This window comes from Flintibacter sp. SJQ-8 (genome assembly GCF_054108085.1).
This window is the reverse complement of the sequence record NZ_JBPJWR010000016.1, coordinates 418265-431109: the sequence shown is the minus strand read 5'-3', so window position 1 is coordinate 431109 and position 12845 is coordinate 418265. Positions and strand designations below refer to the sequence as shown.

Annotated in this window: 8 protein-coding genes and 1 tRNA gene; 1 reads left to right on the top strand and 8 read right to left on the bottom strand. The window is 59.6% G+C overall.

Annotation, left to right across the window (positions count from 1 at the left end; genetic code table 11):
• The 6 genes from cas1c to cas3 all read right to left on the bottom strand — a co-directional run bounded on the left by cas1c (position 1) and on the right by cas3 (position 7608).
• A complete protein-coding gene (cas1c, locus tag ACSAMP_RS13595; protein ID WP_457800806.1) occupies positions 1-1026 on the bottom strand; it encodes a type I-C CRISPR-associated endonuclease Cas1c in 1026 nt (341 codons plus the stop codon).
• Positions 1023-1685 (bottom strand): CRISPR-associated protein Cas4, encoded by a 663-nt coding sequence (gene cas4, locus ACSAMP_RS13590; protein WP_457800805.1) that lies wholly within the window; start codon positions 1683-1685, stop codon positions 1023-1025. The genes cas1c and cas4 overlap by 4 nt, the downstream gene beginning before the upstream one ends.
• Positions 1678-2679 carry a type I-C CRISPR-associated protein Cas7/Csd2 gene (gene cas7c, locus ACSAMP_RS13585; RefSeq protein WP_457800804.1) on the bottom strand — a complete coding sequence of 334 codons (1002 nt, stop codon included), beginning with the start codon at positions 2677-2679 and terminating at the stop codon, positions 1678-1680. Before cas7c ends, cas4 begins: the two co-directional genes overlap by 8 nt.
• 14 nt (positions 2680-2693) lie before the next feature.
• On the bottom strand, positions 2694-4487 hold the full coding sequence (cas8c, locus tag ACSAMP_RS13580; protein ID WP_457800803.1) for a type I-C CRISPR-associated protein Cas8c/Csd1: 1794 nt from the start codon (positions 4485-4487) through the stop codon (positions 2694-2696).
• On the bottom strand, positions 4481-5146 hold the full coding sequence (cas5c, locus tag ACSAMP_RS13575; protein WP_457800802.1) for a type I-C CRISPR-associated protein Cas5c: 666 nt from the start codon (positions 5144-5146) through the stop codon (positions 4481-4483). Before cas5c ends, cas8c begins: the two co-directional genes overlap by 7 nt.
• Positions 5147-5373: 227 nt before the next feature.
• The gene (cas3, locus tag ACSAMP_RS13570) at positions 5374-7608 is read right to left on the bottom strand and encodes a CRISPR-associated helicase Cas3' (protein WP_457800801.1); all 2235 of its coding nucleotides are present in this window, start codon (positions 7606-7608) and stop codon (positions 5374-5376) included.
• Between the two features lie 196 nt (positions 7609-7804).
• On the opposite strand from cas3, the gene ACSAMP_RS13565 reads away from it, so the two are divergent.
• On the top strand, positions 7805-10351 hold the full coding sequence (locus ACSAMP_RS13565; RefSeq protein WP_457800800.1) for a hypothetical protein: 2547 nt from the start codon (positions 7805-7807) through the stop codon (positions 10349-10351).
• Positions 10352-10494: 143 nt separating this feature from the next.
• Here the strand turns inward: ACSAMP_RS13565 and ACSAMP_RS13560 are convergent.
• Together ACSAMP_RS13560 and ACSAMP_RS13555 are read right to left on the bottom strand one after the other, a co-directional pair.
• Positions 10495-10571: transfer RNA gene (locus ACSAMP_RS13560), tRNA-Pro, on the bottom strand.
• Positions 10572-10730: 159 nt separating this feature from the next.
• The gene (locus ACSAMP_RS13555; RefSeq protein WP_457800799.1) at positions 10731-12767 is read right to left on the bottom strand and encodes an oxidoreductase; all 2037 of its coding nucleotides are present in this window, start codon (positions 12765-12767) and stop codon (positions 10731-10733) included.
• Between the last annotated feature and the right edge of the window lie 78 nt (positions 12768-12845).

The window sequence follows — 12845 nt, the reverse complement described above, 5'->3', positions numbered from 1 at the left end:
TCACCTCCATACAAAGGGTGGATATCGGTCCAGATCCCCGCGCAGCACACGGGCAAAGAGCATGGATTGTGCGTAAGGGATCATCCCAATGGAGATTTTTTCTTTTAAAAACGGGTGTTGAATGGACTCTCGTTTTCTGCTGCGCCACTGCTCCAGGACCTTTCGCCGTCCTCTGTCACTGAGGTACACCGCACCAAAGTCCGTGGTAAAATCCTGCCCCTGAAACTGGTTTTTGTTGAACATAGAAATGACCAAGCGGTCACACAAAGGGGCGCGAAGCTCCTCTATCAGGTCCAAAGCGAAGGAGGAACGTCCCGGACGAAGTGTGTGCAGATACCCGGCAGCGGGGTCCAGGCCCACGGTCTCTATGGATGCGCGAACATCGTGGGCTAAAAGCGTATATACAAAGGACAGCACAGCGTTGACCTCGTTCATGGGAGGCCGATGACTCCGCACCTCAAAACGGTATCCCTTGGGACTGGAGAGCAGCGCATCAAATCGGGAGAAATAGACGGACGCCGCTGCGCCCTCGATGCCGCGCATGGAGTCAATATCCGAGCAGACGTCCAGCTTTTGCGCAATCTCTGTCAGTTCGGATACCGCGGCAGCAAGAGAGCGCTTTGCAGTTTCGTCAAAGGTGGAACGGGCGTATCTCAGCAGCACGGACTTACTGTTCCGAATTTTGCAGAACAACAGGTCTGTTACAAAGCGATTTACGAACTCCGGTTCTGAAAGGCTTTCATACTGTCGTTTTCTCAGCAGCACGTTGCCACTCACCGGGCCACACACCCGTCCCTGGAAAAAGCCGTTTTCACTGAGAAAGGTAATGGTCACATCGTTTTTAGAACAAAAGGACAGCAGTGCGGTGGAGAGGGTATTTTTTCCGAATAGAACGATGGAATCCACTTGTGAAATTGGGACGGAGGCCTTTTCGGTGCCGCCGATGGAGATGCAGATGTTCCCGTTTCGTTCAAAGAGATAGCTTTCTGGCGTTGTGATATACAGCGTTTCCAGCAGTTTTTTCATGGTGCGTCCTCCTCCAGTGCTTCTCTGCGGAGCTGTGTACAGTAGCTGAGAGCAGACGGCTGTACACCGGGCAGACAGTGGTCCCGAAGGGAGCACGCCTTGCATTTTGCCCCTGGCTCTGCTGGAGGAATGGAAAAGCTGCGGCGAAACGACTCGATCTCTCGAATCGTTTCCTTTACCAGGTTCCGCAATCTCTCAGTCAAGGACACCGGATACCGGCGGTGGGAGGTGATGTAGTAGATGGCACCTTCTGAGATGTGCGTCTGGAACATTTCCTCCAGGCACATGGCCTGTGCGCACAATTGGATCTCATACTCCTGCTCTGCACGGAGCTTTCCGTGCTTGTATTCCACGGGGTATAGCCGAGCGGGAAAGTCCAACGCAGGGACGTGACATCCGTGAGGGTCCGCTTCCGCCTCAATGCAATCACACTTCCCGGCGATACCCAGGGCGTGGGAATAAACCGGGAATTCATACAGCTTGGCGGAGTCGCCCCGGCGCTCTACCCGCTGGGTATGGACCCGCTCGTGCTCGGCACGGCCCTTGGCGGTGTCCGCGCTCTCTGACCATACCTGTTCATTGGTCAGCAGCGCGGCCCGCCGCAGGCAAAAACCAGCGTGGGACAGCCGGGAGAGGGAAATCGGGTCCCAGTCATCCATGGCGGAACCAGTCCTCGCCGGCGGGGAGTTCGTCCCAGGTCACCGGCTCGAAGGCGCTGGGCTGGAAACCGATCTGCACGCCCTTGGGCACCTTGTCCAGCGAGACCACCGCGTCATAATCCCGATAGCTCCGGGGGTAGGAGACAGAAGGCTTCTTTGTGACCTTGACCAGGTCGAAGAGCTTATGGGCCGGGGCGCAGCCCAACCTGGCCTGGCGGGCCCGCTGGACCGGATTGGAATCTGTGCCCACGTGCTTGAAAATGATCAACGGGGAGACCACCGCCATCTCGCCCTTGCTGGCGGAGTGGTCATGCTCGTACATGTTCAAAATGGCCTCGAAAAGGGCGTTCAGGTCGGCCTTGTCAAAGCCGGTCTCCTGGGCCAGATTGGCGCTGACAAAGCCGCGGACCTCGTAAAGGCCGAAGGGGATCATCTGCTTCCGGCCCATGGTGCGGAGCTTGTCCTCAGACTGGGCCTGCTCCCACGCCAGATACTCTTCCACAGTGACACCACCGTCTTTCACCTTGTCCGCCACGGCCATGCGGGTGATGGAGATGTCCAAAGGAAGGACCGCGTCCAGGCTTTTGCCGTAGGTGATCTGCACAGGGCCGCGCACCTGGCCTGCATTGGGGCCCGTGGACATGACCGCGCCGAAGGTGCGGACGTCATAGAACAGCTCACACGCCTTCTTCCGCCCGGCGTAGACGGCCTCTTTGGACTTGGCGCAGTCCTCCACGCCGGCTGCCCGCTTGGCCTCGGCGATGTGGCGGTTGATATTGGTGGCCTGCTGAATGATAATGTTCATGCCGGGTTCGTCCCCATGGGCCAGCTCGATGTAGTTTCGGATGCGGCGCTTGGTGGCGCCGTCGGTGATGTAGCCCTGCATGGTCTGGGGATCGATGCGGGGCATGTTGCCCATGTCCGGGTCGCCGTTGGGGTTGGAGTTCGTGCACGCGACATAATACAAAAATTCATAACGGTTCTGGATCGCCATAAGATACCCTCCTCTTATTCTTTCGTCGTCTCCGCCGCTTTCTTGGCGGCGATATGTTCGTTCTTGTCCTGGTTGAGTTTTGCGCCCATCTGGTAATAGCCCAGCGCAAAGTAGGACTGCTGCTCCAGATTCAGGGTGGCAGGGATAGCGGTCCCCAGGGCGACGGAGACCTGTTGCAGCTTTTTCTGATATTCTCCGGCGAGCCACTTGTTTTCCAGTTTTTCCAGGTGGTGATTGGACCGGCTGCTAAGCTGGCCGATGACCAGCGCGGGCATCTGGATGGCGGAGGCGTAGTACCGCTCCACAATACCGGTGTTCACGTCTGGCATGGCCGCCTGCTGGATCGCCGCATAGATGGCCATGAGTCCACCGCAATGATAGGCGGAGTTGGCGAGAGCGAAGTTGTATTCTTCCAAGATCGGTTCCTCCTGATGATGAATTCTGTTTCTCCGAAGCAGCCAGACCTTCAGCCACTGGCAGGCCAGAGGATTGGGCAGGGGCAGGGCCCACTGCGTGCCGCTGTCGTCGTCGGCTACCAGGTCAGAGCGGATATAGGCCAGCGACTTGGCCGCCACAGCGTCCGGCAGAGGGCCGCCGGACAGGATCGCCTGAATGACCGCCGGGGTGATCCCGGCTAGCTCCTTGGACAGGCGCTCGAAGGGGCGGCTGTCCGTTTTCTGAAATTTCAGCAGCCGGAGCAGGCGCGCCGTCAATTTCATGGGGCGGATGTTTCCGGTGCCGACGGAATTGGTCAGGGCCAGGTCGGCGTACCACTGTCCCAGATTGCGGCGGAGGTCGGCGTAATTTCCCCGGTCATATTTGCGGATCATGATCCGGCTGTTGGCGCCGGAGAGCAGCAGGATGTAATAGGACACATCGTCCAGATCGGGAACAGGCTGCCCGAGATCGATGCTGTTCAGGACCTGATCGGCCCTGTTCCGTGCGGTCCCCTCGTTGATGGGAGAAGCGGCTTCTTCCTCCGTTTCCGGCGCTTCCAGCGGATCAAAGCCGAGATCGATGGAGTGAAGCGGGTCATCCTCCGGGGGGATCTCCCGGTCAAACCAGTGGACAAACTTCATGCCGGCCAGAATGGGCGCGTCCTTCAACAAGTCGTCCAGCGCCGCCTTTACCACGGAGAAGGCCTCCTCCGAGACCGGGGCGTTGGCCGCCTTTTTCTGGCCATAGGAGCAGAAGGCCGCCTTGTCAAAGCAGATGAGGGCGTCCCCGCGGGCGTGGCCGCCGACGACCTGCAATCCCTGGATGGGTGTAGTGGTGGTCATGGGAACAGTGGGCTCGCCGGTGATGAGACACAGCGCGGTGGGGTGCTCCGCGTTCTTCAAAAATTGCTTTCGATAGTCCTGCCACCAGGCACGGACTTTTTCAGATCGCAGCACCGGCGTTCCGTTGACCCGGAAGGAGATCCGGTCTCCCGGCTTGATCTTGGCCCGGTCCAGCTCCGCCCGGATGGCCGCCGCCGTTTCCGGGTTCTCCAGGGCATGGACGCACACGTTCAGCAGGGGCTCTTCCGCCGCTGCACAGCGGAGCGTCTCCAGAAAGAAGGCGCTTTTGCTTCCGGGTTCCTCTGGGATCACCACGGAGCGCTTCTCCGCAAGGACGTTGCTCTTGTCCTTCCCGTTGGCCAGACTGCCGATGTCCGGGCAGGGGACCAATTCTTCATCCCCCAGATAGACGCTGACATGGTCGTCGTGTTCCGAAAAGGAGAGATATGCTTTGATGGTTTTCCCCACAAATCCCGGCGGCAGCGCCAGTTGTCGGCGCATTCCATAGTCATAGAGTGCTTTCAGCATGAGCTGCCTCCCTTCAAAACCTCCGGGCTGTCATAGGGCGGGACCTGAATCACGCCGTTTTCCATTACTGCGTGGAAGAGAGACATCTGGATATTTGTCTTCTTCGTGACTTCCACATCCTCCGGCGTAAACAGGTCATAGACCATCAGCCCCGCGTCCATGGACTGGGAGATGGGAGAGCGGCTCCCGTCGCTCTCCTCAAAATAGCAGGCAAATTCCCGCAGCCCCAAGGACGGCTGGAAATAGCACTTTCCTCCGCGGATGCGCCGCAGGGCCTGCTCATAGAGCTGCGTCTCCTTCCCAGCAAAGGCGGGCCGGGGGACGATGGACGCCGCGATTCGATAGCGGACGTCCTGTAGAGCCACCGTCTGCCGCTGGGTACGCTCCTCCTCCGTGGAGATCGGCGCTGTGCTCGTTGTGGATTTGACCTCGTTGCGCTTGAAGCTGATGTAGCGGATGGGACTGAGCACCTCGATGCGGTTGACCTGCCACCGGAACTCCTTCGGTTTCATGTAGATCGCAGAGAGGATGCCCCTGGCGGCGGATGGGGTAGGGAAGGGATAGGTCAGCCGCTCTACCTTGGCATAGGGCATGGAAAAACAGGCAAGATCCCCCCACACTTCGATGACGATCTCTTTCAAATAAATTTTCACCTCCATAATTTGTTCGCTCTGCTCCGTTTCACGGACAGAGCGGTCAAATAACACTCTACTTATTTCTACTCTCAGCCAATTATACCCAATAATAACTAATGATGGATTAATTTATGGTGGCTGGTCAAGTATAGTGTATAAGTTCGACACTGCTTTGTCAATAGTCTTTTAATGGTGAAATCAATATAACACGCCAGCTGTCCCATAATCAGGACAGCTGGCGTGTTTGTGCGTCACCAGATGTAATTTGACTGTTCCTCCTGGGGGAAATGCAGGCCCAGGACCGGGTCGTAAAGATCCTCATACTGAGGGCGGAGCAGATAAATGCCGCTGCCCTCCGTCTGTTCTGTGTGCTTTTTCCTCCCGTGCTGGGCGAAGGGAATTTCTTCGGCGTAGGTCGCTAAGTTTTTGGCAAAGCAGGTCACTGTGATGGACGCGGCCTCATGGAGCAGTGCGCCGGTGACGCCGTCAGCCCGCAGCTGTTGGGCGATCTCACCGTACTGCTTCTGCTCCTTTTGTCCCTTCTGCTCCGCTTTCTCTCTGGGATAGGGCACAATGACCTGGGCGCCTGCGTTTTGGATCAGATGATACTGCGCCGCCGCCTGGGGAAAGGACCGGGCTTCGATGGCCTTTCGCAGTTCCGGTTTGTCCACAGCACCGTCAAAGAGCCGCCGGTAGTACTCCCGGATCGTCTCCGGGTCGTGGATAGAGAAGGGCGGGGCCATCTCCTGCACGGTGACGGCGGCGTTGTTGTACCAGTCATCGGGGTATGGCATCCGCTCATCCGCCGGGCGGAAAACGATCACGCGGCCCATGGCCCCGCCATTTCGGTTGCAGCGCCCGGCAGCCTGGATGATGGCCTCCAAGGGAGCCAGGGCCCGGTACATTGTCTGAAAGTCCAGGTCCACCCCCGCTTCGATGCACTGAGTGGCCACCACCCGGCAGGGCAGCTTGTGCTCCAAGCGCTCCCGGATGATCTGGATCTGCTTGCTCCGGTGGGCGGGGCACAGGTCCGTCGTCAGGAAAAATACCGTCTCCGCCGGACAGCGCCTTTTCAGCTCCTGCACGATGCTCCGGGCGTGGCGGCGCAGGTTGACGATGGCGCAGACGCTCTCGTGCTCTGACATCTCCGCCGCGATGGATTCTAATGGCGTCTCCTCCCCCAGCCGCCACGCCACGTTGACCCGCTGCAAGGCGGCAAACAGCGCTTTGTGCTCCGGCAGGATCTCCGTGGGATGCCAGTCCACGTCTTTTCGAGCGGAAAAATCCGGCTGGGTCGCCGTGGAGAACACTATGGTGGTGTGATACCGACGGCAGAGCTCGTTCACCCCACGGAGGGTGGAAGAGGTCAGGCTGGCAGGCAGGCTCTGAGCCTCGTCAAACAGGACGACGCTGTCTGCGATGTTGTGGAGCTTGCGGCAGACTGTTGGCCGGTCAGAAAACAGGGCTTCGAAAAAGCGGACGGAGGTGGTGATGATGACCGGCGCGCTCCACCGGGCTGCCAGCTCCCGGGCGTCCTCCGGCAGATGACTTTGGCTGTGGTCTGTGAGGATGTTTGGGATGATGTTGGCATAGGTGTCGGCGCTCTGCTCGGCCAGCGTCAGGAAGGGCAGCACGATGATGATCCGCCGTTTCCCGTGCTTCAGGCAGTGCCGAAGGGCAAAGTGCAGCAGGGCCAGCGTTTTCCCGGTCCCGGTGGGGGCCGTCAGCGTAAACAGCCCCTCCGCCGCGTCGCCCATCTCGCCGCACCGGTCAAAGACCTGGTCCCGATAGGCGTTCAGGGTCTGATCTGATTTGGAGTTTCGCTTGATGTCGTCCCGATAGGCATACAGCTTTTCCAAAAGCAGCGCGGGGTCGAAAAAGCTATCTTCTGCATGAGCTAGGTATGTGCCGTCGTCATTCAGGGCAGAGGCGGTGTAGTCCGCGTCCACCAGGCAGGAGAACAGCATCCGGGTGTACAGCATAGACTCCAGTTCGGCGGTGGGCGGAGCGGGAAGCTGTTTCGGCGGTCTGAACTCGGGGAAATCCTGTCGAAATGCGGTACAGGCTTCGGTCAGCTGTTCGCCGCTCTCAATGGACGGCGTTTTTCCGCCGTTGCCGCGGGCCGTTTTGTCTTTGGCGGCAATGGCGCGGAGCTCGCTGCGGATCTCGTCGTATGCTACCAGGCCGTCGTGGTGCCCGTTGACCGCCTCGATCACAGGGCGGCTGCTGACGCTCCCGCGATACAAATTCTCCAGTAGACACGCCCCGCCCATGGCGTGGTCGACTCCTGTTCGGGTCCCTCGCAGCACGTCCTGAAAGGCCTGGGAATACTTCCCGAAGTCGTGCATCTGTCCCGCCAGCGCACTGGCGTTTTCCAGGTCAAAGGGCTTGCCAAACTCCCAGGCCAGTTCCGAGACCTTTTGCAGATGGTGCTTTAAGGGCTCCTGATAGCCCTGGGGATTTGCGGATTTTGCGTAGTATTCCATCGGTCCCTCCTGATTTCTCGTGCCTTCTGTGTATATTATGGACACGCGTCTACGCCGCTGTCAAGGAGAGGGTGAGCTTTTCTTGTGGAAACGGGTATGAAGATGTAGTATACTAGATTTATATATGGAATAAACGAGGACGCCGTCTACAAGGCCCTGGGTGTGGAGTGATTTCTGGAATGAGAGGTGAGCGCATATGCGTTGTCCCTGGTGCGGGAGCGAACCGGTCAGGATAACCGGGAACCACTGGGAGTGCGGCTGGTGCGGCGACAGCGGATTTCTGCGAAGAAGAAGCGTACCGACGCAGAAAACGGTGCAGGTCAAGTTGTCGTTTTCCCTCTCCTATCATGTGGACCTGGCGGAGAGCTGGACCGACCTGAAAAAGGCGCTGGGGCAGCTGATGCCAGATCAGTCCCAGCCCGCCCAGCTGTTGGGCCGGGTGCTGCTGCACAGCATCTCAGAGGGGATTCGAAACGCGGCGGCTGGTCTGGAGAAGGAAAAGGGGGAGAAACTGCGGGCGTTCCTGTACCACACCCCCGACTTAAACCTGGGCGAAAACATAGAGGCGGTCTTGACTCAGGTGGAGAAGGGCGTCCTGTTCAGCGAGGAAGGGGCGCTGTCTGAAACGGAGTGCGGGACTTTCTGGCGGGAGATCATCGCCGCCCACGTGGAGGACTACTATAACCGTGACACGCCAGACGGCCTGTACGAACTCTTGGACGAACTGGGTTCGGCCTACGCCTACTTCGAGGGGAGAAAGGGCGAGGAGATGGGCCGGGGGCAGGACTATCAGAATGCGCGGCAGGACGCCTATGACGCCCACTGCATGGAAAAGGCCCTGCTGCATCCCGACGGGGAGCGGGCGAAGGGCCTTTTGGCAAAGGGGGAGTTCCCCGACTACGAGGATATCTGCCGGGAGATCCTGCTGGTGGACTACCCGGAGGAGGTCCCCCACGAGAGCGCCCAGGCCCTGGACGAGCTGTCCTGGGAGAACATTCTGGATGAGGTGTTTTCTCGGGACGGAGCAAAGGGCGTGGAGATGTGGCGGTCCCTGCTGGACCTCGCGGAGCCTGTTTTAAAAACAGACCTGGAAACGGCCAAGAAACTGCTTCCAAACTGGAACTGGATAGACTTTTCAGAGCCAGAACAGGCGCTGCCGATTTTGTGTGCCCTGAAAGACGCGCGCTTTGCGTCACAGATATTCCAAAGCGCGTCTGTTGGCAAATTGCAGCTGGATGTTTTGGAAGCCTGTCGGGACAACGGCCAGGAGGAATTGGGAAAGCAATGCCTTGAACTGGTGCGGAAGAACCCCTATCTGGACGCAGATTGGGAAAAGCGGCTTCAGCATATCTTTTATCCGGCGGTATCCGGCCAAAAGACGAAGCCGCGCACCCGTGGGGCCAGAAGACCGCCTGAAGACCCGAAGCCCGACGACGGGACGGTGTTTCACTATTGTTCCGTGCAGATCGAGGGGGTGCGCCGCTCCTATGCCTATCTGACCGGCGGTCTGCCGCTGAAGGTGGGGGACTGGGTGGAGCTGCCTTTCGGAAAAGACGACGCGCCGCGAAAGGGACAGGTCAAGGCGATCATGGACTGCACCCGGACCGTGGCCCCCTGGCCGCCGGAGCAGACAAAGACCGTCATCCAAATCATAGCTGCGCCGGAGGGCGAACAGACTACAGAAACTGCCGCACCGAACGTGGAGCAGCATATTGCGCCGCCAGAGGGAGTGGCTGAACAGCCGAAAGAGGTCGAAGAGCCGGAAAAAACAGAAGGCCCTGCTGTTCCCGAACAGAGCGCAGAGCCCAAAGCGCCGGAAGTTCCCTCACAGCCCGTGGAGCCCGTTGCGCCCAATGAACCGGATAAGGGGGAGGAGCCGCCCCCGCCCCCAAAGAAATCTGTGATCCAGCAGAAGCCTGTGCGCCCGAAAAAGCCCTTCCCCATGAAGGAGTTTGTGAAAGCGCTCCTGGCAGTGGCTGTGGTCGCGGGCGTCGCCATCGCGTTTCTGACCCACGAAAAGCGGCAGGCGGCGGCCTATGAAGAGGCGCTGGACGCGCTGTCACGGGGGAAATATATATCTGCGGAACAGAGCTTTTCCGACCTCTCCGGTTATCGGGATGCTGAGCCGCTGTCCGTCTACTGCAAGTACATGAACATCTATCAAAACGCCACGGAGTATGAGGGTGGACTGTGGGAGCTCTCCAAGATCCGGCTGCGGTATAACATGGACTTGCAGAAGCAGGTGGACGCGTTAATATTCCGGGTGGAACGGTACAGCGCGGCGGAGAAGGCGGCGGACGCGGCAAAGAAAGAGGCGCAGCGCAAGGAGCAGTATTCCGGCAAGCTGCCCGTGGACGGGATGCCCACCAGCAGCCTGAAGTACACGTCCCTGGGCTCGCCCACAAAGACGGAGAAGTGTCGGTTTTACGACGACATGGACACTTACCGGCGGTATAAGATCCTGACCTGGAGCAACGACGAGGGGCAGATCGTGGCAACGTGTCACTCCCAGCAGAAGAGGGGGGAGACGGAGGAGACCATTTCCAGCTTTACCTATCACGACCCGCCCATTGGCCGCCCCGACTCCGCCCCACCCCTGGTACCGCCCTTCGGCCCATCTGACAGCAGCGGCCACACCGGCAGCATTCGGGACGACTATGACACCCCAGAGGACCTTTGGGAGGAGAACCAGGACCGGTACGAGGATGAGGACGAAGCCTGGGACGAGTGGTATGACGGATAGGGCGTGGATCAAAACAGGAGCCGTCTGCGGATACGCAGGCGGCTCCCCAGTTTATCAAAGAACCCCTGTTCTCAACAAACGAGGACAGGGGTTCTTTAACAAACTGAAAAGCCTTGAAATCATACGATTTCAAGGCTTTTTCTTGGTCCGAGTGCTGAGATTCGAACTCAGGGCCTCTTGAACCCCATTCAAGCGCGATACCAAACTTCGCCACACCCGGATATTGTGCCGCCTTTTGGCGACTGGGATAGTATAGCACAGCTTTTCGGAAAAAGCCAGCCTTTTTTCAAAAATTTTTAAAATTTTTGTTTGGGGCGCCCCCCCGCGCCCGGGAAGGGGCCGGGCGCGGGGGCCAATTAGAAAAGAGGGGAATATTCGATCAGATCTGGAGGGCGGCGGAATAGGCGCTCTCGGTGGCGGACATCACGTTGCCCACGCGGTTGCAGTCGCCCACCACATAGACGTCCATGCCCAGGGCCTCATAGCCCTCGGCCAGGGCGGCCTGGGGCCGGAAGCCGGTGGCCATGACCACGGAGTCGGCGTCGATCTTGACGGGCTGGCCGTCCTTGCCCTGGATCACCACGCCGTCGGGGCCGATCTCCTTACAGCCGGTCTCCAGGTGGACCTTCACCCGGTCGATCTCGGGGTTATCCCGATACAGGGGGGCGGTGCGGGAGAACTCGTGGGTCATGAAATACTTGATATAGGCGTACTCGCTGAGCCACTCCACCTCGCCGGGCATCAGGCGGGGAGCCATCTCCACCACGTCCACGTGCTTGCCCATGGACTGGAGGTGGATGGTGAGCTCACAGCCCACAAAGCCGCCGCCCACGACTACCACGTGGTCGCCCAGCTGATCCTCCTTGCCATAGGCGTCCACGGCGTGGAACACGTTGGGCCGGTCAGCGCCGGGGACGGGAGGAATGAAGGGGGAGCCGCCGGCGGCCAGCACCACGGTATCCACGCCCAGGGAGTCCAGCAGCTCGGGGGTGGCGGTGGTGTTCAGGCGCAGGTCGATGTGGGCGTCCTTCTTCACCTGGCAGATGAGATAGTCCCGATAGCGCTTCAGGTCGTCCTTCATGTCGGAGTGGTCGGTGAACTCCAGCACGCCGCCCAGCTTGTCCTTGGCCTCGAACAGGATAACGTCGTGGCCCTTCTTGGTCAGCTCGGTGGCGCAGAACATACCGGCAGCGCCGCCGCCGATGACGCCCACGGTCTTCTTCTCAAAGGGGATCTCAGAGGCAGGCAGCTTCACGGGCAGGGTGCGGGCGGGATTCACGGTGCAGCGGCTGCGGTTGCAGAACTCGGGGGTGCTGGTGGTCAGGCAGCGGCGGCAGCGGATGCAGGGGCGGATGTCCTCGGCGTGGTTGGCCTTGGCCTTCCGGGCCCAGTCGGGGTCGGCGATGAAGGAGCGGGCCATGGCCACCAGGTCGGCCTTGCCCTCGGCCAGCACCTGCTCGGCCAGGGCAGGCTCGTTGATGCCGCCCACGGTCTCGATGATGACGTTGCTCTTGATGCGCTTTTTCATCTCCTCGGCGGACCAGGCGTTGATGGCGTGGCCCATGGGCCCCAGAGAGATGCTGAACACGTCGGCATAGGGGTCGTCCATGCTGCCGCCGGTACACTGGATGATGTCCACCACGTCGCTGAGATAGTCAATGGTGGCGGCGGCGTCCTCGATGGAGATGCCGCCCTTTACATAGTCGCAGGCGTTAAAGCGCATCTCGATGATGGTGTTCTCGCCAACCTTGTCCCGGATGCGCTGGAGGACCATCTTGGGGAAGCGGGCCCGGTTCTCCCAGTTGCCGCCGTACTGGTCGGTGCGCTGGTTGGAGATGGGGGAGAGGAAGGACTGGATAAGCCAGTCATGGGCGCCATGCACGTTGATAATGTCAAAGCCACAGCGCTTGCCGAACAGGGCAGCATTAGCAAAGCACTCGGCCACCCGGTCCATCTCTGCCTCGTCCATGGCCTTGTACACGCCGAATTCGTTCTCGCCATCACAGGGGGCGATCATATAGTCCCGGGTGCGAGGAATGGTCAGCTGATAGCCGGGATGATTCAGCTCCAGAGAGGCCAGCGCGCCATAGGCGTGGATGGTATCGGTAAGAGCCACCAGAGTGGGCGTGCTGGTAGACTCGGGGGTGAAACCAAAGTCAAAGCGCTCCCGGTCGCTGCCCAGGGTGTACTCCGGGTCCACGCCCAGGTGGCCGGTGTTCACCACAGCGGCGCCGCCCCGGGCGATGCTGCCGTAGTAGGCGATGGCGTTCTCGGTAAAATTGGTATACCCGTCCGCGCCGGCCCGGATGGTGTTGGGGGCGGCATTGTGGGGGGAGGAGATGATGCGGTTGCGGAACTTCTTGCCCCGGACCACCAGAGGCTGGAACAAATGGGGATACGGCTTTTCGATTTTCATAGCTATCTGCACCTCACTGCAAATTTTGTACGCGTCCAAACACAACATAGCACGCCGCCGAGAGAATGTCAACACGAT

Bases quoted from the DNA above. Each gene is read 5' to 3' on its own strand.
- cas1c (WP_457800806.1), bottom strand. From the start codon at position 1,026: ATGAAAAAACTGCTGGAAACGCTGTATATCACAACGCCAGAAAGCTAT.
- cas4 (WP_457800805.1), bottom strand. From the start codon at position 1,685: ATGGATGACTGGGACCCGATTTCCCTCTCCCGGCTGTCCCACGCTGGT.
- cas7c (WP_457800804.1), bottom strand. From the start codon at position 2,679: ATGGCGATCCAGAACCGTTATGAATTTTTGTATTATGTCGCGTGCACG.
- cas8c (WP_457800803.1), bottom strand. From the start codon at position 4,487: ATGCTGAAAGCACTCTATGACTATGGAATGCGCCGACAACTGGCGCTG.
- cas5c (WP_457800802.1), bottom strand. From the start codon at position 5,146: ATGGAGGTGAAAATTTATTTGAAAGAGATCGTCATCGAAGTGTGGGGG.
- cas3 (WP_457800801.1), bottom strand. From the start codon at position 7,608: ATGGAATACTACGCAAAATCCGCAAATCCCCAGGGCTATCAGGAGCCC.
- ACSAMP_RS13565 (WP_457800800.1), top strand. From the start codon at position 7,805: ATGCGTTGTCCCTGGTGCGGGAGCGAACCGGTCAGGATAACCGGGAAC.
- ACSAMP_RS13555 (WP_457800799.1), bottom strand. From the start codon at position 12,767: ATGAAAATCGAAAAGCCGTATCCCCATTTGTTCCAGCCTCTGGTGGTC.